At 50.8% G+C, this 21233-nt stretch carries 17 protein-coding genes; 2 read left to right on the top strand and 15 right to left on the bottom strand.

Features of this window, described 5'->3' with window-relative positions; all coding sequences use genetic code 11:
- Positions 1–87: 87 nt before the first annotated feature.
- The gene (locus ACY2VT_RS08585) at positions 88–1758 is read right to left on the bottom strand and encodes a glycoside hydrolase family 13 protein (RefSeq protein ID WP_461879589.1); all 1671 of its coding nucleotides are present in this window, start codon (positions 1756–1758) and stop codon (positions 88–90) included.
- A 154-nt stretch (positions 1759–1912) separates the two neighbouring features.
- The gene (locus tag ACY2VT_RS08580) at positions 1913–2929 is read right to left on the bottom strand and encodes a LacI family DNA-binding transcriptional regulator (RefSeq protein ID WP_461877497.1); all 1017 of its coding nucleotides are present in this window, start codon (positions 2927–2929) and stop codon (positions 1913–1915) included.
- A 406-nt stretch (positions 2930–3335) separates the two neighbouring features.
- Between ACY2VT_RS08580 and ACY2VT_RS08575 the strand changes: the two genes are divergently transcribed.
- Positions 3336–4811: an InlB B-repeat-containing protein gene (locus tag ACY2VT_RS08575; protein WP_461879588.1), complete on the top strand. Its 1476-nt coding sequence runs from the start codon at positions 3336–3338 to the stop codon at positions 4809–4811.
- 123 nt (positions 4812–4934) lie between these two features.
- On the opposite strand, the gene ACY2VT_RS08570 is transcribed toward ACY2VT_RS08575, so the two are convergent.
- Positions 4935–5237 (bottom strand): Dabb family protein, encoded by a 303-nt coding sequence (locus tag ACY2VT_RS08570; RefSeq protein ID WP_022462610.1) that lies wholly within the window; start codon positions 5235–5237, stop codon positions 4935–4937.
- Positions 5238–5305: 68 nt separating this feature from the next.
- The gene (locus ACY2VT_RS08565; protein WP_022462611.1) at positions 5306–6052 is read right to left on the bottom strand and encodes an RNA polymerase sigma factor region1.1 domain-containing protein; all 747 of its coding nucleotides are present in this window, start codon (positions 6050–6052) and stop codon (positions 5306–5308) included.
- A 140-nt stretch (positions 6053–6192) separates the two neighbouring features.
- Between ACY2VT_RS08565 and ACY2VT_RS08560 the strand changes: the two genes are divergently transcribed.
- On the top strand, positions 6193–6822 hold the full coding sequence (locus ACY2VT_RS08560) for an HdeD family acid-resistance protein (protein WP_461874181.1): 630 nt from the start codon (positions 6193–6195) through the stop codon (positions 6820–6822).
- A 110-nt stretch (positions 6823–6932) separates the two neighbouring features.
- On the opposite strand, the gene ACY2VT_RS08555 is transcribed toward ACY2VT_RS08560, so the two are convergent.
- The 11 genes from ACY2VT_RS08555 to ACY2VT_RS08505 form a co-directional block, all read right to left on the bottom strand.
- Positions 6933–9734 (bottom strand): glycoside hydrolase family 3 protein, encoded by a 2802-nt coding sequence (locus ACY2VT_RS08555; RefSeq protein WP_461879587.1) that lies wholly within the window; start codon positions 9732–9734, stop codon positions 6933–6935.
- Positions 9735–9900: 166 nt separating this feature from the next.
- Positions 9901–11259, bottom strand: coding sequence for a sodium-dependent transporter (locus ACY2VT_RS08550; RefSeq protein ID WP_461879586.1), 1359 nt, complete (start codon positions 11257–11259; stop codon positions 9901–9903).
- Between the two features lie 406 nt (positions 11260–11665).
- Positions 11666–12364, bottom strand: a complete 699-nt coding sequence (sigE, locus tag ACY2VT_RS08545; protein WP_330378078.1) for an RNA polymerase sporulation sigma factor SigE — start codon at positions 12362–12364, stop codon at positions 11666–11668.
- 42 nt (positions 12365–12406) lie between these two features.
- On the bottom strand, positions 12407–13270 hold the full coding sequence (locus tag ACY2VT_RS08540; RefSeq protein ID WP_461874177.1) for a sigma-E processing peptidase SpoIIGA: 864 nt from the start codon (positions 13268–13270) through the stop codon (positions 12407–12409).
- Positions 13271–13459: 189 nt separating this feature from the next.
- Positions 13460–14641 (bottom strand): cell division protein FtsZ, encoded by a 1182-nt coding sequence (ftsZ, locus tag ACY2VT_RS08535; protein WP_118742063.1) that lies wholly within the window; start codon positions 14639–14641, stop codon positions 13460–13462.
- Between the two features lie 185 nt (positions 14642–14826).
- Positions 14827–15774 (bottom strand): cell division protein FtsQ/DivIB, encoded by a 948-nt coding sequence (locus ACY2VT_RS08530; protein ID WP_461879585.1) that lies wholly within the window; start codon positions 15772–15774, stop codon positions 14827–14829.
- On the bottom strand, positions 15771–17036 hold the full coding sequence (gene murA, locus ACY2VT_RS08525) for a UDP-N-acetylglucosamine 1-carboxyvinyltransferase (protein WP_461879583.1): 1266 nt from the start codon (positions 17034–17036) through the stop codon (positions 15771–15773). Before murA ends, ACY2VT_RS08530 begins: the two co-directional genes overlap by 4 nt.
- Before the next feature lie 84 nt (positions 17037–17120).
- Positions 17121–18203 carry an FtsW/RodA/SpoVE family cell cycle protein gene (locus ACY2VT_RS08520; protein ID WP_461879582.1) on the bottom strand — a complete coding sequence of 361 codons (1083 nt, stop codon included), beginning with the start codon at positions 18201–18203 and terminating at the stop codon, positions 17121–17123.
- A 64-nt stretch (positions 18204–18267) separates the two neighbouring features.
- The gene (gene murD / locus ACY2VT_RS08515) at positions 18268–19635 is read right to left on the bottom strand and encodes a UDP-N-acetylmuramoyl-L-alanine--D-glutamate ligase (RefSeq protein ID WP_461879581.1); all 1368 of its coding nucleotides are present in this window, start codon (positions 19633–19635) and stop codon (positions 18268–18270) included.
- Positions 19636–19654: 19 nt separating this feature from the next.
- Positions 19655–20611, bottom strand: a complete 957-nt coding sequence (gene mraY, locus ACY2VT_RS08510) for a phospho-N-acetylmuramoyl-pentapeptide-transferase (protein ID WP_461879580.1) — start codon at positions 20609–20611, stop codon at positions 19655–19657.
- Positions 20612–20681: 70 nt separating this feature from the next.
- Positions 20682–21233 (bottom strand): penicillin-binding transpeptidase domain-containing protein (locus ACY2VT_RS08505; protein WP_461879579.1); only part of this gene is annotated, 552 nt, incomplete at its 5' end.

Here is a 21233-nt window from a genome sequence, read left to right as displayed (position 1 = left end):
CTTTCTTACTCTTACCAGTTTGTGCCATATTTTGAGAACGGGAACCTGTGGCAAACGTCAGTTCTGCCACAGGTTCCTCTGCATTTTTTATTTTGTTTCCAAAACAACTGCCTCATACGCGCGCAGTTTTCTTGCCCCCGCTGCCGCGCCGCTCTGTGGATAGTTGCTGATCAGTACATCTGCTCCCGCAAAGGTTTCCGGAACTGTGTACTCCTGCTCCTCTTTTGTGAAGTTGCACATCACAAGGAGTTTTTTGTCACCTAACGTTCTGGTGTATACGTACAGCGCTTCGTCTTCTGGATCGAGCAGCTCGTACGTTCCGTAAACCATGATATCCTTCTCTTTCCGGAGATGGATCAGTTTCTTGTAATAATTGTATACAGAATCCGGATCTGCCATCTCATTCTTGGCATTGACAGTCTCGTAATCCGGTCCGACTTTGATCCACGGTGTGCCTGTGGTGAATCCTGCGGATGCACTGTCATCCCACTGCATCGGGGTTCTCGCGTTGTCTCTTCCGCGCAGGTTCAGGTAGCGCATCATGTCATCCGGCGCTACTTTTCCGGCTCCGGTCAGCTCATTGAAGGCGTTGATGCTCTCGATGTCGCGGAACTCGGACAGATCGTTGAATGGAACGTTCTTCATGCCGAGCTCATCACCCTGGTATACGTACGGAGTACCCTGCATCATATGAAGGCAGGTAGCCAGCATTTTGGCGCTTACCACACGGTATTCCGGTGAATCATCGCCGAAACGGGACAGGCAGCGCGGCTGGTCGTGGTTTCCAAGGAAGAGGCTGTTCCATGCCTTGCCCTCAAGCTCCGTCTGCCATGCTGTCATGACGCGTTTGAAATCTTTGAGCGGTACGCGTTTGTCCGTCCATTTGCCGTATTTTCCGCTTGCCAGCTCAACCAGCTCGAACTGGAATACCATGCTGAGCTCTTTGCCGTCTGCGGATGCGTATTTTTCTGCCTCCTCGATCGTGACACCGGCACACTCGCCGACGGTCATCAGATCATATTTGGAAAGAACTTCTTTGTTCATCTCCTGCAGATACTCATGCACGTGCGGTCCGTTTACGCAGCCGGAATCGCCGTAGAGTCCGCCATCCGGAATCTTTCCATCCGGCAGTCCTTCCGGTTTGGAGATCATGCTGATGACATCCATACGGAAGCCGTCGATGCCTTTCTCGCACCACCAGTTCATCATATCGAAAACTTCTTTTCTTACGGTCGGGTTTTCCCAGTTCAGATCAGGCTGTTTCGTGGAGAACAGATGCAGGTAATACATCTCGGTCTGCGGATCGTATTTCCATGCGGAGCCGGAGAAGCAGCTTCCCCAGTTGTTCGGCTCTTTTCCGTCTTTCGGATCACGCCAGATGTAGTAATCACGGTACGGATTGTCTTTTGATTTACGGCTCTCCACGAACCATTTGTGCTCATCTGAGGTATGGTTGACAACGAGGTCCATAACCAGCTTGATGCCTCTTTTGTGCATCTCGGAAAGCATGCGGTCGAAGTCCTCCATCGTTCCGAACTCCTGCATGATCGCCTGATAATCGCTGATGTCGTATCCATTGTCATCGTTCGGTGACTGGTAAACCGGTGACAGCCAGATAACATCCACGCCAAGGTCTTTTAAATAGTCCAGACGGGAAGTGATACCATTTAAATCTCCGATACCGTCTCCGTTGCTGTCCATGAAGCTGCGCGGATAAATCTGATACACGACGGCTTCTTTCCACCATTTTTTGTCCATTTTCTGTGATCCTCCTTTTATTTCATGCCCGTATTCCGGGTACTTTGTTTTTGTCTTTTCGGCCATAGTTTACCACAGGTTGCTCTGGTTTTTCAATAGTTTTGCGCAAAACCAGCAGATTTTACAAAAGTTTCCCTGTGGAATTGGTAATTATTCATCTTGTCAGATCGCGTACGGATTCCCGCTCCACCAGAGTTGTCGGCAGCGGCGGAATGTCTTTCTGTACCGGCTCGTTCTTGATCAGATGCATCAGCACTTCCACGGCGCAGCGTGCTTTTCCATCCACCATCTGGTGCACCGTTGTGAGCTTCGGCCGCGCAAGCGTTGCATAGGTGACATCATCAAAGCCCGCAATAGAAATATCTTCCGGAACTTTTACCCCTTTGTTCTGCAGGAAATTGGATGCTTCGAGTGCATAGTAATCGGAGGAGAAAAAGAGCGCTGTCTGCTTTTTGAAAAACGGCAGCATCTCCTCGTACGCCTTCTCCCGTTTCTCCGGATCCCATGGAATCACGATGTGGCGGCTCTCACAGTCCCCGATTCCCGCCTCTTCCATCGCCTGCCGCACACCGAGCCACCGGTGATGATCGACGCCGATGTCGCAGTCAGACAGGAAGAGAAATTTTTTATGCCCCTTTCCGATCAGATACTGGCCCATCTGGTAAGCACCGCCGCGGTCATCCATCGTGATGGAACGGACGCCAAGCTCCGGCGGAAGATACTGGTCAATGGTCACCAGCGGTTTTCCAAGCCGCCCGGAGAGCTCTGCGATCTCTTTTTCGCTCAGCGCCATGGCAATCATGCCGTCAAAATTCCAGCCAAGCGCCTGCTGCATAATATCGCCCTGCTCGTGGCGCGCAACCAGCATCATATGATAGCCGTGTTCCCGGATCTGATACTCCAGGTTTCCAAGCATCGCCGATACGAAAGGATCCTCAAATGAGGAAGCATTTCCTTTTCTCATGAAGCCGAGTGCTACGCCGATGAGGCCGGAGCTGTTGTTTGCCAGCATCCGCGCGCTGATGCTCGGCACGTACTCCATCTCCTCTAAAATCCGGTTGATTTTCTCAATCGTCTCCTTCGAGACACGCCCGGTCTTTCCGTGTATTACATTTGAGACCGTCGTCGGACTGACTCCCGCGCGGTCTGCAATATCTTTGATTCTGATCATCGGTTCTCCGCCTTTCCTTTTTCTTCACAATTTTCTGAATTCTGTTATGTTTATTTTACCAAGACGGCAAAATGTTTACAACTACTTTGCATCGGCAAACACTACAAAATTATTACATTTTCTTAAACGATATGTAAGAAAATCTCCATCCCTCCTTCATTTACTTTCCGCCGATTCCGTGGTAAGATAGGATGACAGAAAAAGTTCACCTTTTTTCTGTAAGAAAGGACCTACACATCATATGCGGCTTGCATTTACAAATTTTTCGATAAAATCTCCCACCGGCAGGAAATCCGGCCGGTTTTTTCTTGCCCTTTTTCTGGGCATTTTTCTCTTTCTGACTCACCCCATTCTCTGCCAGGCAGGTTTTGCCTCCAATACACCATTTGCTGGCGTTTCCTGGGAAATGGTTGCAGAATACCCGCTTCTTGGCAGCACAGGCGTGGTACAGTCCGTCTGCGCGACAGAGGACTATATCATCTGCATTGAAAACTATAACGATCTGACGACAGATTCCGATGTGGTCTCTGCCTACTATAAAAATGACACCGACAAGGATGGAAATCCCGTCACGCAGTATTCGCTCGCACTTCAGGTGCAGGATGCGGACTATGCGCACGCCAACGGTATGGCATACAATCCCGTCACACATGAAATCCTGGTCAGCGGCTACAGCAGCCCCGATGCGTCGAATTTCGGGTGCATCTTCCGTCTCGATCCAGATACGCTGCAGCAGAAAGAGCGGGTGCAGATTTCCGATAGCTACAATATCCTCGGCATCGACTATCTTCCCTCTACAGGAGGCTATCTGATCCAGACCGATACGAACGGCGGCTACAGTTTCAAAATTCTCGATGCTTCTTTTCAGGTGGTAGATGACTGGGGAACGTATCCTTTTGATTTTTATATGGAAAACTTTCAGGATCTCTGTGTTTCCGGTGATCTTTTTTTCATCTTTCCGCTGACGATGCACCTCGGAATCGGAAATTTTCTTCAGACGTATTCGATTTCCCAGAAAACGCTTCTTTCCGATGATGCTGTTGATTTTGGTTTTTCCGACGATATTGTCTCCAACGAACCGGAAGGACTCTGCGAGACGAATCCGGGTGAATTTATTGCCATTGTAAATCTGCAGAAATCCGATGGAACCCGGCTTCTCCGTCTGTACCGCACACGGGTGCCGTATCTGTTCCACATTTCCACATCATCTGCGGAGCACGGTTCCGTCTCGGAAAGCGGCGACGTTTCCCGTGGGGAAGAAAAAACGATTTCCTACACAGCGGATTCCGGCTACCGGCTTGCAAAGCTCTCCGTAGACGGCTCCTATCTTCCGGTAACGGAATATCCGGACAGCTATACTTTTTCGGATGTTCAGGCGGACCATACGCTTGCCGTAACCTTTGAGCCGGTTTCGACGGCGACACCGACGCCGACTGCCACTGCGACGCCGACCGAAACACCGACCATAACCCAGACACCGGAACCTGCCGTTTCCAAAGCACCGGCATCATCCACGGTTTCCTTCTCATCTGTGGCTTCCCATTTCGCAGCGTTCTGGAAAGGCACTGTGCATGCCGCTTCCTGGTTCCGCCATCTTGCCTCGGCCGGTGCATCCCTTTTTGCCCGTATCCGGAAGGCAGATCCTGTTTTTCTGGCGATACCGTTTGTCCTTCTCGTTCTGATTCTGCTCTTTGTCCTCCGCCTGCGGTATGTCCGCCGCATCCGGCGGGAGCGGTCGCGGAAAGCGCTGGAACACAGAAGAAGAACGTACGAAGAACTGGTCAGAGAATTTACAGAAGATCCGGAGGACGAAGAGGTTTCCATCGATGAGCTGCTGCTTACAATTGACGAACTGCAGAAGGAAGAACAGAAAAACACTTAAATGAAACGTATTCACCAGATCAGGAATTGATCTTCCCGGCACAAAAAAAGTATCCCGTTCCTTTTGGGGAAGCGGGATACTTTTTTATTTACACGAGCAACGAGCTAAAGTCCGTGCTTGTTTTTACTCTTCGTAATCGAGTGCCGCACGCTCCGTTGTGTACGGACGTACATAGGTGTCTGCTACTTTTACGTGCTCCGGATGTTTTGCATAAACAGCTACATCCTCTGCTTTTTCCAGGGTTGTAACAAGTGCCATATCATGGGTGGAAGATGCAAGCGGTGCTTCTACAAAGTCAACCGTCAACAGTCCCGGCACTTTGCCGACCAGGCTTTTCAGGTTCTCTGCCATCGCTTTTTTCAGCTCCGGTTTCTTTGCATCCTCTACTTCCGGTTTGAATTTCCACATAACAATATGATGTACCATTATATTTTTCTCCTTTGCTTTTGTTTTATTGCTAATTCACACAGTTTCTGTGCAAATACCAGCCTTTTTTACGGCTCTTCGCCTGCAATCCGCAAAATATCCTCAATCTCTTCCACGGACATGTCAAGATACGCGGAAAGCTCTGCCACACTGAAATCCATGTCATCGCCGTCGGAGAGTTCCTCGATGGCGTCTTTTAAGCGGTTTACTTTATTGACTACAGTATTGTCCTTGTGTTTCTGAACTCTGTGTTCTTCCATGAAATCGCTGATCGTCTCACGCACAGCCGCATCAATCGCCTGCTCCGCCGTCTCAGCTTTTACAACGGACTCCAGCGCTACTAAAAGTCCGACATTTCCCTCCTGCACCAGATCCATCAGGAAGAAATCGCGGGTGTGCATTTCTTTTGCGGTCTCAATAACTTTCGGAAGCCAGAGCTGCACGAGCATGCTCTTTGCAAGGGAATCTCCCTCTGCCGCTTTCCGGTAAAGCTCTGCCGTTTCTTCCTCCGACGGTGTTTCTGTCTCCGGCAGTTCGTCAAGATACTGCTGTAAGGCACGTAGCTCCTCCTCGGAAAACTCCGGTTTTTTCTTTTCTTTTTCGGTCTCCTCCGGCACGACGCCCGGCTCATAATCTGCCACATCGACCTGCTCCATCGTCAGATATTCGCAGACAAAGGTGACTTTCTGCTCATCCAGTGCAAAGTCTTCAAAAAAGTCTCTGACTTCTTTCATCGTTACTTTATTTTCATGGTTTCTGGCGTAGGACAGCAATTCGGAGAGCTTCTCCTGGAACTTTTTCTGTTCGTCCTGCATCTTTTTTACCCTCTCTTTCTTCCGTTTCACGATTCCATTTCTTCGTACATTTTTTTCAATTTGTCCATTGCTTTTTCTGCTTTGAAAAGCTACTATAAAAGCAAACGAAAAACCACATTCAAGTGGAAAGGAGAATCCTTATGAAACAATTTTTTCAGGATGTGAAAAACAGTTTCCTGCTTTCAGCCGCTGTCTCTATTATACTAGGTATCGTGCTGATCGTCTACCCCGTAAAAACGAGTTTGCTGATCTGTTATATCGCTGGAGCGTTGCTCCTGTTCGGCGGCGTTGTTGCGCTGATCCGCTACATTACAAGCCGCGGCGAACCGTTTTTCTTCCGCTACGATCTGTTCGTTGCCCTGGTGCTGATTCTGTTCGGCTGCTTCGTTATCTTTGAGAGTGACCTTGTGATCGCATTCATTCCGGTTGTCATCGGTATCATCCTTCTGGCAAACGGACTGCTCAGCATTCAGAAAGCATTCAACCTCAAAAAAGCAGGTCTGGAAAAATGGTGGCTCGAATTTCTGCTGGCTCTGTTAACCAGCGTTCTCGGCATCATCATCTGCACGAATCCGTTTGATGCTGTTGCCACTACCAACATTTTCATCGGTATCTGCCTTATCTACAGCGGCATTTCCGATCTTGTCACCACCTACTACATGGGCCGCGCAAAACGCCGGATCAAAAATGTCATCCAGACCGAGATCAACCAGCAGAAAATCCTGCACGATGACAATGTGATTGATGTGGATGAGGACGAGCTTCACTAAAAAACAGCTTCTTCCATAAAAATCTTCTTTCATACGAAAAACCGGAACCCGGCACCGCTTCCAGACAGCGGCTCCCGGGTTCCGGTTTTTCTCTGTATTTCTTTTTTTATTTATTCCTCGTGTTTGCTCAGTACTTCCATGCCTTCTCTTAACTTCAGGCGGATCTTTCCAAGCTCCAGGCCATTTGCACCGAAGTACAGCTTCAGGTAGTGGTTCGGGCCGAAGAAGAAACCAAGGTCTCTCGTCTCTTTGATCCACTCACCCTTTGTTCCACGGATGCTGATCACGGTTTTTACGATATTGTCGATGTACACGGTTACCGGCAGCTGTGCGAGGTCTTCCAGATCGGATTTCATCTCGATTTCGATATCGTACGTTCCCATCTTGTCAGCCAGAATCGTAACGCCGCATACTTCGCTGTTGCCTTTTTTCGTATTCCATGCGGATGCATCAATCACAACATCTCCCGTTGCCGGATCTGCCTCGTATGTTACAAGGTCTGCTGCAACAAAATCGTTGTCGCCCATCTGCTCCTGTGCTTCTTTCTCTTCCTCGCTGATGCGGTCCAAGAATCGTAAGATGCTTGGAGTTCCAAGGATGAAATGCAGAACATTCATCGCATTTCTCTGCAGGTCGCCTCTTGTGATCTCGCCGTTTTCCAGTGCTTCTTTTACATCGTCCTGTCCCATATCGGAGCAGTCGGTGCATACCATGAATACATCGTTTCCGGCGGATACCATCGGTGCATGGGTTGTTCTGGTTGCTTCATATCCCTCGCGGTTCGACATTGCCCACCAGTCGGTCATAACGAAGCCGTTATAGTTCCACTCACCGCGCAGAATCGTGGTCAGCAGATCGTAATTTCCTGCAGTCCAGATGCCGTTGACCGGTCCGTAAGTGCTCATGATGGATCTTGCGCCGCCTTCTTTGACTGCGATTTCATATCCCTTCAGATAGATCTCACGCAGGGCACGCTCGGAAACAACGGCGTCCACATGATTTCGGTTGGACTCCTGGTTATTTGCACAGAAGTGTTTGATGGTTCCGGTTACATCGGATTTTTCCATACCAAGAATCTGTACGGCACTGATCCATCCGGTCAGGTACGGATCCTCGGAGATATACTCGAAGTTACGGCCGTTCAGCGGGTTTCTGTGGATATTCATGCCAGGTCCGAGCAGGGCATCGACACGGTTCTGTCTCATCTCACGTCCTGCCATCTCGTACAGATCTTCTACAAGCGGAAGGTCAAACGTACAGCCAAGCAGGGTTCCGTTCGGCATGGAGAAAGCTCTCGTTCCGCAGTCAAAGCGGAGTCCGGACGGGCCGTCGGTACAGCAGGCTGCCGGAATACCGAATTTCTGCAGTTCCGGTGTCAGACCGCCGAATGCTGCTGCGGTTCCCGGAGTAACCTTCGGGCTGCACATGCCCTCGCCGCGGAAGATGCAGATCAGATCTTCATCGGAAAGCTGTGCCACGAACTCTTCCATCGTTACTTTCTTATCCAGGACATCACCGAGCTTGTAGCCTTTGTCACCGGTATAGGTGATCGGCTCCATGCGGTTTTCTTTCATGCGCTCGATCGGATCTACGGCGCGCAGAGGAGCTGCCTCATATCCCGGTTTTAACGTTCCGTCTTCGCCCGGAACAGCTTTCATGCGCTCAAATGCTTCTACCGGAGCCATGGCCTCGGTCAGGGTCTCAACCACTTTGAACGGCTGCTCGTATGCACCGGCAAAGGCTGCGCTTCTGACATCGCTTCCGACGTAGAACTCATAACTGCCCTCTTCGAGTACGTAGCAGGATTTGTGGCCGGTTGCACCGCTGTCATCGTAGGATGCAAAGCTCTCTTTGGTCACATCGATCGTCAGAGTCTCTTTTGCGCCTGGTGCAAGAACACCGGTCTTTGCAAAACCGACGAGTGCACGGGACGGTTTTCCAAGAACGCCCTGCGGAGCTTTTACATAAACCTGGACAACCTCTTTACCATCCGTTTTGCCGGTATTTTCAACGGTTGCTGTTACGGTTACATTGTCAGCATCTTTCTCTTCTGCCTCTGCGGTCACGGCAAAGGTCGTATAGGAAAGACCAAAACCGAACGGATATAATACTTTCTCTTTTGCAAAGGTCTCAAAGTAGCGGTATCCGACGTAGATATCCTCTTTGTACTCGTTGCGGGTCAGATCGCCGAAGCAGCTTGTGGACGGATAGTCCTCGATATTCTCTGCAATCGTGTCGGTCAGCTTACCGCACGGATTGACTCTTCCCATCAGTACATCGGCAACACCGTTTCCGCCTTCCTGGCCGCCCTGCCATACGTAGAGAACGGCTGCCGGATTGCACTCTTTCACCCATTTCATATCGATGATGTTTCCGACATTCAGCACAACAATGGTTCTTGCAAATGCTTTGCTGACTTTTTCTACCATCTCTTTTTCGGTATCGGTTAAGAGATAGCTGCCTGCCTCGTTTTTGTTATCCTGATCCTCACCTGCGGTACGGCCTACGACAACAATGGCTGCATCGGCGCCTTTTGCGCTCTCCACGATCTCGTCGGTCAGCTCCATCTCTTTCTGGGACCACGGCACTTTTCCCCAGCCCTGGCCTTCATCGTACGGATTTTCTTCGATCCATTTCTCATACGTTCCAAGAAGGTTCTCATCGAGTGTGATGTCTTTTTCTTCTTTTAAGGCATCCAGAATGCCGACCACATATTTGGTGTTGACGAGTCCGCCGGAGCCAAGTCCGCTCTTGTAATAGTGGAATGCAATTCTTCCGAAAACAGCTACTTTATCCCCTTTCTGAAGCGGGAGTGCCTCGTTGTCATTTTTCAGAAGAACGCAGCCCTCTGCTGCTGCCTGGCGGGCAAGCGCTGCATATTTTTCAAAATCGAGTGGTGTAAATTTTCCCATGTTGTTCCCCTTTCACCTGTATTCTTTTCTATCCAACGTGTGCCGGAACACCTGAATGAACTTCCAGGTCCCGGCACATAACTGGTTTCTTGTATTCTATTATCTCGTATCTGCTGCTTTTTTTCCAGTTCTTTTCTTATCTTTTTTTTGCCTGATATTGACCTTTTTATCCAATCAGGCCCTGAACAATCAATACAAGAAGGAGCAACGGCAGAATGTAGGAAAGATAAACCCGTACCCAGTCCGGCACTTTCAGGCCCTCGCCCTTATTTGCCTCTGCCTGGTAGTTTTTGAAGCCCCAGCCCCATTTTGAAGTACAGAACAGAAGGTAAATCAGAGAGCCGACCGGCAGCAGAAGATTGCTGACGATAAAGTCCTCAAGATCAAGAACGGTGCTTCCTGCGCCGAGCGGCTGGAATCCGGACCACACGTTGTAGCCGAGTGCACACGGCAGAGATCCTAAGATCACCAGAATGCAGTTGATGATGGCTGACTGTTTTCTGGAAACGCCGAAAATCTCGGAAAAGCAGCACATGATATTCTCAAATACAGCGATGATGGTGGACAGCGCTGCAAAGAACAGGAACAGGAAGAAAAAGCTTCCGAAAATCCGTCCGCCCTTCATCGAGGTGAAAATGTGCGGCAGCGTCATAAAGATCAGCTTCGGGCCGCTGTCCGGCTGTACGTTGTAGGAGAAGCACGCCGGGAAAATGATGAGGCCTGCGGTAATCGCTACAAACGTATCGAGCGCTGCAATGCTGACTGACTCGCCGAGCAGGGATTTTCCGCCGTTTAAGTAGCTACCGAAAATCAGCATCGCGCCGATACCAAGGCTCAGCGTAAAAAATGCCTGGCTCATCGCGTTTGTGATAATGTGGAACAGTCCCACCTGTTCGATCTGCTGCATATCCGGCACCAGATAGAATTTCATTCCCTCTTTGGCACCCGGCATCGTAAAGCTGTAAACCGCAAGGAAAATCATGATGACCATCAGCACGATCATCATCACCTTTGTGACACGCTCCACGCCGTTCTGCAGACCCACCGAACAGATCAGAAAGCCTGCAATTGTAATAATCAGCATGGTAATGACAAGAATCGACGGAGATGAAAGCATCTCGTTGAATTTTCCGGTTACGGCATCGCCTGTCAGGCCGCTGAATTTTCCGGTTAAAAAGCCGTAGAAATAGTACAGCATCCAGCCTGCAACGACGGTGTAGAACATCATCAGCAGGTAGTTTCCGATGAGGGCAACGTATCCGTGGATATGCCACTTCTGGCCTTTCTTTTCCAGTTCCCCATACGCGCGCACGGTACTCTTTTTGCTTCCTCTTCCGATGGCAAGCTCCATCGACAGAATCGGAACTCCCATGATGGCAAGAAACAGCAGGTAAAACAGCACGAAAATGCCGCCTCCGTTGTTTCCTACCATGTACGGAAATTTCCATACATTTCCGATGCCGATGGCACATCCTGCCGAAAGCAGAAGAAAGCCAAGGCGCGATTGGAATGTTTCTCGTTCCATTTGTTTTGTTTCCTCCCTTTATTTCTTTGTACAAAACTCAGATTTCAGACGGCACCGTTCTGCCGTTCTTTCCGGTACGACGATGGTGAAATTCCCATATGATGACGGAAAACTTTTCCAATCTTCCATCAAAAAATCACCTCTTTTATCCGGTTTGTCTTCTTGTTTTGCACTATGCTCTCTATTATACTTTTCTTATCAGAAAAAAACAAGCAATTGCTGCGGCGAAAAGCTCACTTTAAACGGCAGTTTCTCTGCAGCGCTTGCTCCGCATGCCTGCACCGTATGCCGGTTTGAGACGCTGTAACCCTTTTTAACCGATGACCGGCAATGCCCTGCCCGGGCAGAAACCTTTTTTGTTTCTTCCGGGCAGGGCATTGTTCTATTCTCAATTCCTATTTATTCTCTATTCATACCGCGCAATCTCTTTCCGCAGCCGTTTCATAATCCGTTTTTCCAGCCGCGAGATATACGACTGGGAAATCCCGAGAAGATCCGCAACTTCCTTCTGCGTTTTCTCCCGTCCCTCCGGCATATTGATGCCGAACCGGAGCTTCACAATCACCTGCTCCCGCTCCGAAAGCTTACTGATCGCACTTCCGAGCACACGGTGTTCCGCCTCCTGCTCGAGTCCCTGGTAAATCACATCCTCCTCCGTTCCGAGGATATCGGACAAAAGCAGTTCATTTCCATCCCAGTCCACATTGAGCGGCTCATCAATCGAAACTTCCATGCGCGTCTTGTTGTTTCTCCGCAGATACATCAGAATCTCGTTCTCAATGCACCGGGACGCGTACGTGGCGAGCTTGATCTTTTTCTCCGGATTGAACGTGTTGATCGCCTTGATGAGGCCGATCGTCCCAATCGAGATCAGATCCTCCACACCGACTCCCGTGTTGTCAAATTTCTGTGCAATGTAGACGACGAGACGCAGATTGTGTTCGATCAGCTCGCTCCTCGCCGTCTCGTTTTCCGGATCGGAAAGCCCGGCGATCGCGTCCGCCTCCGCCTGACCCTCCAGAGGCGCCGGGAGAACGTCTGCGCCTCCGATATAGAAAATCTCCCCTGTCTGACGAAATACAGCCGGTACGGACCGCGGCAGCATACGAAGCCGGAATCCGTTTGGCAGTGCAGCCTGCAGCATACTTCATTCCTCCTGTCCTTCCATGAGATCTGGATGCAAAATTATTTCATAGCCCCTGGGAGATGAACTATTTTCTCCGCCAAGCGCAATCAGCGGTCCGCTTATGTGCCTGGCTGTATGTTCTGTCACAAGAATCATTTCCGAGATCCGGATCACCGGCAGAAAGCCCCGGCCTTCCAGTCCGCGAAACGGTATGTAACGGGGCTGCAGCGCAAGAAGCCGTTCCGGCTCCGGCACCGTCTCGTGCCTTGCAAGCGCCGCAATCCCTGTCCGCATTTCGTCCGGGAACAATTCGAGTATCACAGTGTACGGTACGACCGAGACCGGCTTTTTGGTTGTGGCATCCCGCAAAGTATTGCCCGTGTCGTACAGTCCTTTTACTTTTTTCCATTTCCCATTCTGCACAAGCTGTACCGTAACCTGCCTGGCGTGTTCCAGGAGCATCTCCTTTCGGATCTTCAGCAGGAGGAGCGTTCCCGCATATGCGGCACTCCCGGAAAAGAAGAAAAGTAAAATTCCCCTTCCCGGCATCAGCTCCCGGAACAGGCGGTATGCACTGCCGATCAGAAAACCGGACAGTATATAGCCTGCCATTCCCACCGCAAGATCCCGTACTGTCGTGATTCTGCAGCCAGATTTCACCATCCCTGTTGTAATTCCGATTCCGACCAGGGCGAGCAGCGCACCCGGCAGATACCGTGCAAGCACGGCATACAGCACCGCATAACCGGCGCCGAGCGCGGCTGCCGCAAAACTCCTTCTTCGCGTGGCAGATCGTTTCAGAAGAAAGGAGGAAAGGCGCAGAATAGTATAATTCAGCAGAAGATTCTCTGCAAAGAGAAGATCCAGAAAGATCTCATAGTGCAAAAAAACACCCCCTGCGCCTTTTGCATGGTCTGAATTTCTAACAGACCCTATTATAGACGGAAGGGGGTGAATTTTTTGTCGTTTTCGGAAGAATGACCTTCTTTTTTGATCAACAAACTTCGACACGCCGCAACATTTTCGGTCTGCGGCGTGTCGAGGCAAATTCGTTATTTACTTATTATTCTTTGCTTATCTGCGGTTTCTTAAGAAATCCGGGATCTGGATGTCCTTTTTCGGAACATTGCTTGTCACGGTCTGCTGAGCCTGTACCTGCGGCTGCACCTGAACCTGTGGCTGCGGCTGTACCGGAGCGGAAGCTTTCGGAGCAGTGTGTACCGGAGCGGCTGCCTGTGCAGAGAAACTGCTGCTGGAAAATGCGCTCTTTCTTGCATCTGCCGGCTCTTTGCGGGATACGCTTGCCTGTTTCGCAGTTGCATCGTTGAGGCCTGTTGCGATAACGGTGATCTTCGCTGTATCGGTAACAGAATCATCATACATAGCACCGAAGATGATGTTTGCATCCTCTCCAGCCAGATTCTGTACGTAGCTTGCAGCATCGTTTGCATCCATAAGGGAGATATCTCCGGAAATGTTGATGATAACGTGGCTTGCACCCTCGATGGTGGTCTCAAGCAGCGGACTGGAAACAGCCTGCTGTACAGCCTCGAGTGCTTTGTCGTCGCCCTTTGCCTCACCGATACCGATGTGGGCGATACCCTTGTCGGTCATAACGGTCTGAACATCTGCGAAGTCGAGGTTGATGAGTGCCGGCAGGTTGATCAGGTCTGTGATGCCCTGTACGGCCTGCTGCAGAACCTCGTCTGCTTTCTTTAATGCCTCCGGCATGGTTGTCCGGCGGTCTACGATTTCAAGAAGTTTGTCGTTCGGGATCACGATCAGGGTATCTACGTTTTCCTCGAGTTTTTCGATTCCCATCAGCGCATTGCTCATACGGGTTCTTGCCTCGAATTTGAACGGTTTTGTTACAACGCCGACGGTCAGAATGCCCATTTCTTTTGCAACGCCTGCTACAACCGGTGCTGCACCTGTTCCGGTTCCGCCGCCCATACCGCAGGTGACGAATACCATATCAGCGCCTTCCATGATCTGTTTGAGCTCTTCAATGCTCTCCTCGGCTGCTTTCTCTCCAACCTCAGGTTTTGCTCCTGCGCCCAGTCCCTTGGTCAGCTTCTCGCCGATCTGGAGAATGGTAGGTGCCTTACAGAGGGTCAGCGCCTGTTTATCGGTGTTGATTCCAACGAATTCAACGCCGCCGATGGATTCCTCCACCATTCTATTTACAGCATTATTTCCTGCACCACCTACACCGATTACGATAATCTTTGCAGATGATTCTGCCTCATTTGTCATGATCTCTAACAATTTCAACTTCCTCCTTTTGATTGTGAACTGCTGTCTATCTCAAAATAGTCTGATATTCTGATGGTCATACATAAAGATATAATATAATTTCTTCGGAAAATAATCAACTGTTTTTTTCGTATTTCATAAAAAATTCAGGATTATTGCGTTTTTTTGACGGCTTTCCTTTCCTCTTATACATCTTTCGAGAAGACAAAGCTACTGTCGCCGTCCTTGTAATCCTCCATATGGAGTTCTCCGGAAAGACCGGAAAGGCTCGGCAGGATTGCTGCTACGCGCGTCATCTTTTCTTCTAACGCCGTATCGGTTCCAAGCAGAATCCGCACGGTATCATAGTAATGCAGAATAATTTCGCTGTTCTCATTAAATTCCACACTGTCCGGCGTGATATTGTATTTCTCCGTCATTCTCGTAAGTGCAAGCATGGTGCGGAAAACTGCCGGTTTTTCAACCGGGAGCTGCTCGTTCACGGTCACATAGTCAAACGTAAGACCGGTTACAAGCGGAACATCGGAAAGGGTCGGCTGAAAATCTGCCGTTGTCACACGTGCACTTTTAATCGTATCCGCCGAGAGCGCACCGTCGGACGTACTGCTTTCGGATGCTGTGCCATCGGATGATACGCTTTCGGATGCAAGCGGCTCACTCGTAAGGGATCCATCCGCACTCGTTCCATCGGAGGCGGTTCCGTCGGAAGACTCACCCTCCGCAGGTGTTTCCTGCTCCTCGTCCACGCACTCCAGCACGATGCCGTTCTTGTCAAAATAGACCTTCTGGCCTTCGTACTCGACATAACCGACCACTTTTTTCTCATTTACCTGGATGCAGATGGTGTCATAGCTTACAAACGTAAACTCTACAGAGTTCATAAAAGGAATATCGCTCATATCAACCTTCGAATGAAACGTCGTAAGAAGCACCGTGTTTTTCATCCACTTGTCGTCCGCGACCATCTCTTTGATTTCATCTTTTGTATACCGGGTGTTCCCCGCCACCTGGATATTGCGGATTTTGAACACATTAAAAAACAAGGCACCTGCAAGGCCGACGCCAAGCACCACCCCGGTCAGAATCCGTATTTTTCTGTTTTTCTTCTTTTTTCTGTTTTTTTTCTGTCTCATATTTCTTTTTCTACGATAATCTTGGCTCCGAGTTCCCGGAGCGTTTCTGGAAACCGTTCATACCCCCGCTCAATCAGTTCTGTCTGCCGGATTGTGGAAAATCCTTCTGCGGCAAGCGCCGCCGATACGAGTGCCGCGCCGCCCCGAAGATCCTGGGAAACAACTTCTGCACCATGCAGACGGCTTTTTTCGGCCGTCAGCCATTTCCCGCAGATCTGCAGCGTACCGCCCATTTTCTGCAGCTCCTCTGCCGTCCGGAGGCGGTCCTCAAATACTTTTTCACAGATACAGCTTTTTCCTTCCAGCGTCATCGCTGCCGCCAGATACAGCGACTGCAGATCCGTCGGAAAACCGGGATATTCCTCTGTCTCCACGTACGGAACAGCATGCTGCACGTTTTGGCTGTCTGCTACCAGTGTACCACTCTTCCTTGTATATTGTCCACCTATTTTCTGATAGAGAGACAGAACCGCCCCCATTTCGTCCAGCGGCGCGCCGGAAAGCGTCAGGTGCCCCCGCGTCGCCGCGCCCATCAGAAGATACGTCCCTGCCGCGATCCGGTCACCCGGAACACGGTACCGGCAGCCGGACAGCAGACCCTTTCCCTGCCTTCCGTAAACGGTAATCTGCTCCGTCCCCTCACCGGTAATCTCCGCTCCCATGGCCTTAAGAAACCGGCAGAGATGAACCACTTCCGGCTCCCGCGCACAGTGCTCCAGCCTTGTTGCACCTTCCGCTCCGACAGCAAAAAGAACCGCATTTTCCGTCGCCCCGACGCTCTTTTTCGGAAAGCAGAGCACGGCTCCTTTCGGATGATCTGCCTTTGCCCGAATGGTGCCGTCCTCCTCGGAGACCTCGGCTCCCAGAAGCTCCATTGCCCTCTGATGCAGGTCCGTCGGCCGCTTTCCGATCCGGCAGCCGCCGGCCCCTGCAAGGTATGCCTCTCCTGTCCTTGCAAGAAGACTTCCCAGAAACAAAAGAGAGGCGCGCAGTCTCTTCGAAAGCGCTCCCTCCACACGGCTTTTTTCGATCTTTTCACAGTTCAGGTGGAGCGCATTCCTCTCCCACCAGACTGTTCCGCCAAGGCTTCTTACAATCTCCGCCATATCCTCCACATCGGAAATCTTCGGGCAGCCTTCCAGCACGACCTCCTCTTTTGTCAGAACCGCCGCCGCGATCATGGGAAGAACGGCATTTTTGGAACCCTGGACTGTTACCGTTCCGCAAAGCCGCCTTCCGCCGAGAATCTGATATACTCCCACCTGTTCTCTCCCATCCGGCCTCTCTTTTTACGGTATGCATTACACTCCCGTTTTGTTCCCGTTCTGCAGCGCTTTTCCGCCTTTTTAATCGGTGTCCCTCGAGACCGACAGGGCAAGCCCCATCTCGCCGAGCAGAAACAGCACGGAGGTGCCGCCGTAACTGATAAAAGGCAGCGTAATGCCGGTATTCGGAATCGTATTCGTTACAACCGCAATATTTAAAATCACCTGAAGCGCAATATGCCCCATAATTCCGCCCGCAATGAGTGCTCCGCCAAGATCCCGCGCATGGATCGAAATGACCATCAGGCGCCAGATCAGCACCGCAAACACGGCGATCACCAGGCAGGCGCCGAAGAGTCCGCCCTCCTCACAGATAATCGAAAAGATCATATCATTCTGTGCTTCCGGCACAAAGCCGAGCTTCTGCAGGCCTTTTCCAAGCCCGCAGCCAAAGATTCTCCCGCTGCCGATCGCATAAAGTCCCTGAATGGTCTGGAACCCCTTCTCGTACGCCTCCGGGTTGCGCCAGATGGCAAGGCGTTCGAGGCGGTAGCTCTCCATCATCAGAAAAACGGCAATAAACCCGATGCCGGCGCCTCCGATTCCGAGAAACGGCAGGTAGCCCGGATGTGAAATAAAAATCAGAAACGCACAGATTCCGAGCAGAATAATCGCCGTACTTAAGTTATTGCTTCCGACAAGCGCTGCAATCGGCAGGGTGCACAGCACCGCCTTTGTCATAAACCAGAGACTGTCGGACCGGCCTTTCGTGTGCTCCATCACCCAGGGCAGGAAGAGAATCACCGCCATCTTGGCAAATTCCGAGGGCTGGAACGATAAGGGGCCAAGCTTTAACCACCGCTTCGAGCCGTTGTACTCACTTCCGAAAAAGAGCACCGCCGTCGAGAGCGCAAGGGAAGCCGCATAGAACCACGGTGCCAGTGCAAACAGCCGCCGGTAATCCATCTTTGCGACCGCATACATACCGATCACACCGAGTGCACTCGCAAAGAGCTGCTTTTTGAAATAATAAGCCGGGTCATGGAATCTGACCCGGCCGTTATACGCGCTGGCGCTGTACAGAATCACAAGGCCAAGACCCAGCAGAATCCATACCGTCACCAGCAGCGTCCCATCTATTTTTTTCTCTTTTTCCTTCTGCATCCGCGCCACACCCGCCGTTCGCTCTTTTTCAGCTTATGCGGGATATTTTCTTGATATGACCTTTTTACAGTGCTCTTACGTACTCCTTAAACAGCTCACCGCGCTGCTCATAGCTCTTAAACTGATCCCAGCTTGCGCAGGCCGGGGACAGAAGAACGGCATCCCCTGCATTTGCCTTGTCGTGGCAGATCTGTACGGCTTCTTTTAAATTGTCTGCCATGATAATGTCGTTGAATCCGACGCTTCTTGCCGCTTTTTCGATCTTCTCTTTCGTATCTCCGATCAGAACCAGGAAGCGTACCTTTCCATCGAATGCCTGAATCCACTCTTCGTAGGTGGACTGCTTGTCGTAGCCGCCGCCGATCAGCAGAGTCGGGCGGTTCATCGCCTGGATGCCTTTGATGGCCGCATCCGGATTCGTTCCCTTGGAATCGTTGTAATATGCCACGCCGTCCTTCTCGCAGACATACTCGATGCGGTGCTCTACCCCTGCAAACTCCTGAATGACTTTGCGGACAGTTTCCATCGGCACGCCTGCATGAAGTGCCATCGCAGAAGCAACCATGACGTTTTCAAAATTATGTAAGCCGAGCAGTTTTAAGTCGTCGGTTCTGGTCAGAAGCTCCGTCGCGCCGTTCTTTGCAATGCGGATTTCGCCGTCCTGATAATAGATGCCGTCCTTTAACGCACGCAGACTCGAGAAGTACATCACCTGTACTTTTTTCTCTGCCATCAGTTTTTCGCCGAACGGGCGCAGGATTTCGTCCTCATAATTCAGCACACAGAGATCATCCATCGTCTGATTTTCGGTGATACACTCTTTCACGCGGATATACTCTTCCATCGTGTGATGGCGGTTCAGATGATCCTCGGTAATGTTTGTGATCGCACTTGCCGCCGGATGGAACTCTTTGATGGTTTCCAGCTGGAAGCTGCTGATCTCGGCAACCGTTACGGTATCATCTGTCGTGTCGAGTGCTGCGGATGTGTACGGGGTTCCGATGTTTCCGACCACTTTTACTTCCGGCTGATATGCTTTCATGATCTCGCCGAGCAGCGATGTTGTAGTGGTTTTTCCGTTGGTACCGGTGATCGCAAGCACTTTTCCGCGGCTTACCTGATACGCCAGCTCCACCTCACCGATGACCGGGATCTCCTTTTCTTTCATTTTAAGGACAACCGGCAGATCCGTCGGAACGCCGGGGCTTAAAACGACAAGATCAAGGCTGTCGAGCATCTCCTCCGGGAGCTCGCCTAAGACAACTTCCACGCTGTCACGGCTCTCTAATTTTTTTAAGATTTCTTCTTTTTCGAGTTTGTCATTTCCATCGTAAAGAACGACAGAAGCACCTTTCTTGTGCAGCAGATCCTCCGCTGCAATTCCACTCTTTCCGGTTCCGAAAACCAGTACTTTTTTTCCTGCGAAAATCATGTTTGATTACCTCCATATTTTAAAGCCCCATCAATGCGATCAGGCATAATATCGCTGTGATTGTAGCAAACACCGTCACAATCTGTGTCTCCGACCAGCCCATCAGCTCAAAATGGTGATGGATCGGCGTCATCTTGAAGATCCGCTTTCCCTTCGTCAGCTTAAAAAACGACACCTGCAGGATCACGGAGAGAATCTCCATCATATAAATGAATCCCACAAGCGGCAGAAATAAGGGGAGACGTAAGAAACACGCCATTCCCGAGACAAAACCGCCGAGCGCCAGACTTCCGGTATCGCCCATAAAGACGCGGGCAGGAAATACATTGAATACCAGAAACCCCAGCAGACTCCCGATAACCGCAAGCGAGGACGGGGAAACGCCGTTTCCAAGGCCGATCGACGCCACGGAAAAGAAAACAGCATTTAAAATCGTCACACTCGCCGCCAGCCCGTCAAGCCCGTCGGTAAAGTTGACACCGTTGACCGTTCCAAGAATCACAAAGGCGAGAAACGGAATCGTAAAAATCCCTGCGTCCAGCTCTTTGCCTGAAAGGAACGGAATGCGCATCCGGAGGGAAATTCCGGAAAAACGCGCCAGATACCACAGAAAGACTGCTGTAATCACTGCCTGCAATGCCATTTTCTGCTTCGGGTACAGCCCGTCGCTGCGGTGCAGCACGACTTTCAGATAGTCATCGAGAAAGCCGATCAGGCCAAAACCAAGCGTCAGAAACAGCACCGGAATCACTTCCGCTCCCTCTTTCCGGAAAAGGAGGGAAACTGCGGTAAACGCCGCCAGAAACATCACGCCGCCCATCGTCGGGGTTCCCGCTTTTTTCTGGTGGCTCGGCACACCCTCTTCCCGCTCCTTCTGCCCCGCTTTGACTTTTCGCAGAAACGGGATCAGAACCGGCCCCAGCGCCAGGCTGATGCCAAAGGAAAGAAGAACCGGCAGGATCATTTCTCTTTTCATAGACGCACCTCTTCCTTTTTGTACGGATTGTGTACGGAACAGGCGTGTCAAAATATTTTCTCCAGCCTATTCAGTATATAGCTTTTTGTTCTGTTTCGCAACCTTCTTTTGCAATCCCTAAATATGGCAGTACATTGGAAAAGATATCGCGGATCACCGGCGCGCAGATCGTTCCGCCGTAGTAGACGCCCTGCGGATTGCGGATAATGCAAAGCCCCAGCACTGTCGGATGCTCCGCCGGGGTGAAGCCGAGGAATGAGGAAATATAGCGGTTGGCGCTCCGCGGAAGTGTCTGCGAGGTTGCCGTCTTCCCGCCGATGGAATATCCCTCGAGGTACGCATTCTTTCCAGACCCTTCCGAAACGACGCTTTCCAGAATTTCCCGCACCGTCCTGGAAGTTTCTTCCGAAAGAACCCCTTCTTTTTCCGGAAATTTCAGATGCTTTACGACATTTCCTTCTTCATCGAGCACATCCGTTGCGACATGCGGCGTCACCATTTTTCCGCCGTTGACGAGCGCAGAGACCGTCGCCGCCAGGCGGATCGGCGTGATCTGGAAGGACTGGCCGAATGCCATCGTCGCAAGCTCAACCTCTCCGATGTTTTCCTCCTTGTGCATAAT

Source organism: Fusicatenibacter sp. (genome assembly GCF_050872605.1).
GTDB lineage: Bacteria > Bacillota > Clostridia > Lachnospirales > Lachnospiraceae > Fusicatenibacter.
Note: the sequence above shows the minus strand (reverse complement) of the source record. Positions and strands in the feature narration are given on the sequence as shown.

Coding starts and splice junctions, on each gene's coding strand:
- ACY2VT_RS08570 (WP_022462610.1), bottom strand. CDS start 5,237: ATGGTACATCATATTGTTATGTGGAAATTCAAACCGGAAGTAGAGGAT.
- ACY2VT_RS08580 (WP_461877497.1), bottom strand. CDS start 2,929: ATGATCAGAATCAAAGATATTGCAGACCGCGCGGGAGTCAGTCCGACG.
- ftsZ (WP_118742063.1), bottom strand. CDS start 14,641: ATGACAAATGAGGCAGAATCATCTGCAAAGATTATCGTAATCGGTGTA.
- ACY2VT_RS08560 (WP_461874181.1), top strand. CDS start 6,193: ATGAAACAATTTTTTCAGGATGTGAAAAACAGTTTCCTGCTTTCAGCC.
- ACY2VT_RS08520 (WP_461879582.1), bottom strand. CDS start 18,203: ATGCAGAAGGAAAAAGAGAAAAAAATAGATGGGACGCTGCTGGTGACG.
- sigE (WP_330378078.1), bottom strand. CDS start 12,364: ATGCTGCCGCGGTCCGTACCGGCTGTATTTCGTCAGACAGGGGAGATT.
- ACY2VT_RS08565 (WP_022462611.1), bottom strand. CDS start 6,052: ATGCAGGACGAACAGAAAAAGTTCCAGGAGAAGCTCTCCGAATTGCTG.
- ACY2VT_RS08585 (WP_461879589.1), bottom strand. CDS start 1,758: ATGGACAAAAAATGGTGGAAAGAAGCCGTCGTGTATCAGATTTATCCG.
- ACY2VT_RS08575 (WP_461879588.1), top strand. CDS start 3,336: ATGGTTGCAGAATACCCGCTTCTTGGCAGCACAGGCGTGGTACAGTCC.
- murD (WP_461879581.1), bottom strand. CDS start 19,635: ATGATTTTCGCAGGAAAAAAAGTACTGGTTTTCGGAACCGGAAAGAGT.
- ACY2VT_RS08530 (WP_461879585.1), bottom strand. CDS start 15,774: ATGAGACAGAAAAAAAACAGAAAAAAGAAGAAAAACAGAAAAATACGG.
- ACY2VT_RS08555 (WP_461879587.1), bottom strand. CDS start 9,734: ATGGGAAAATTTACACCACTCGATTTTGAAAAATATGCAGCGCTTGCC.
- ACY2VT_RS08550 (WP_461879586.1), bottom strand. CDS start 11,259: ATGGAACGAGAAACATTCCAATCGCGCCTTGGCTTTCTTCTGCTTTCG.
- mraY (WP_461879580.1), bottom strand. CDS start 20,611: ATGAAAAGAGAAATGATCCTGCCGGTTCTTCTTTCCTTTGGCATCAGC.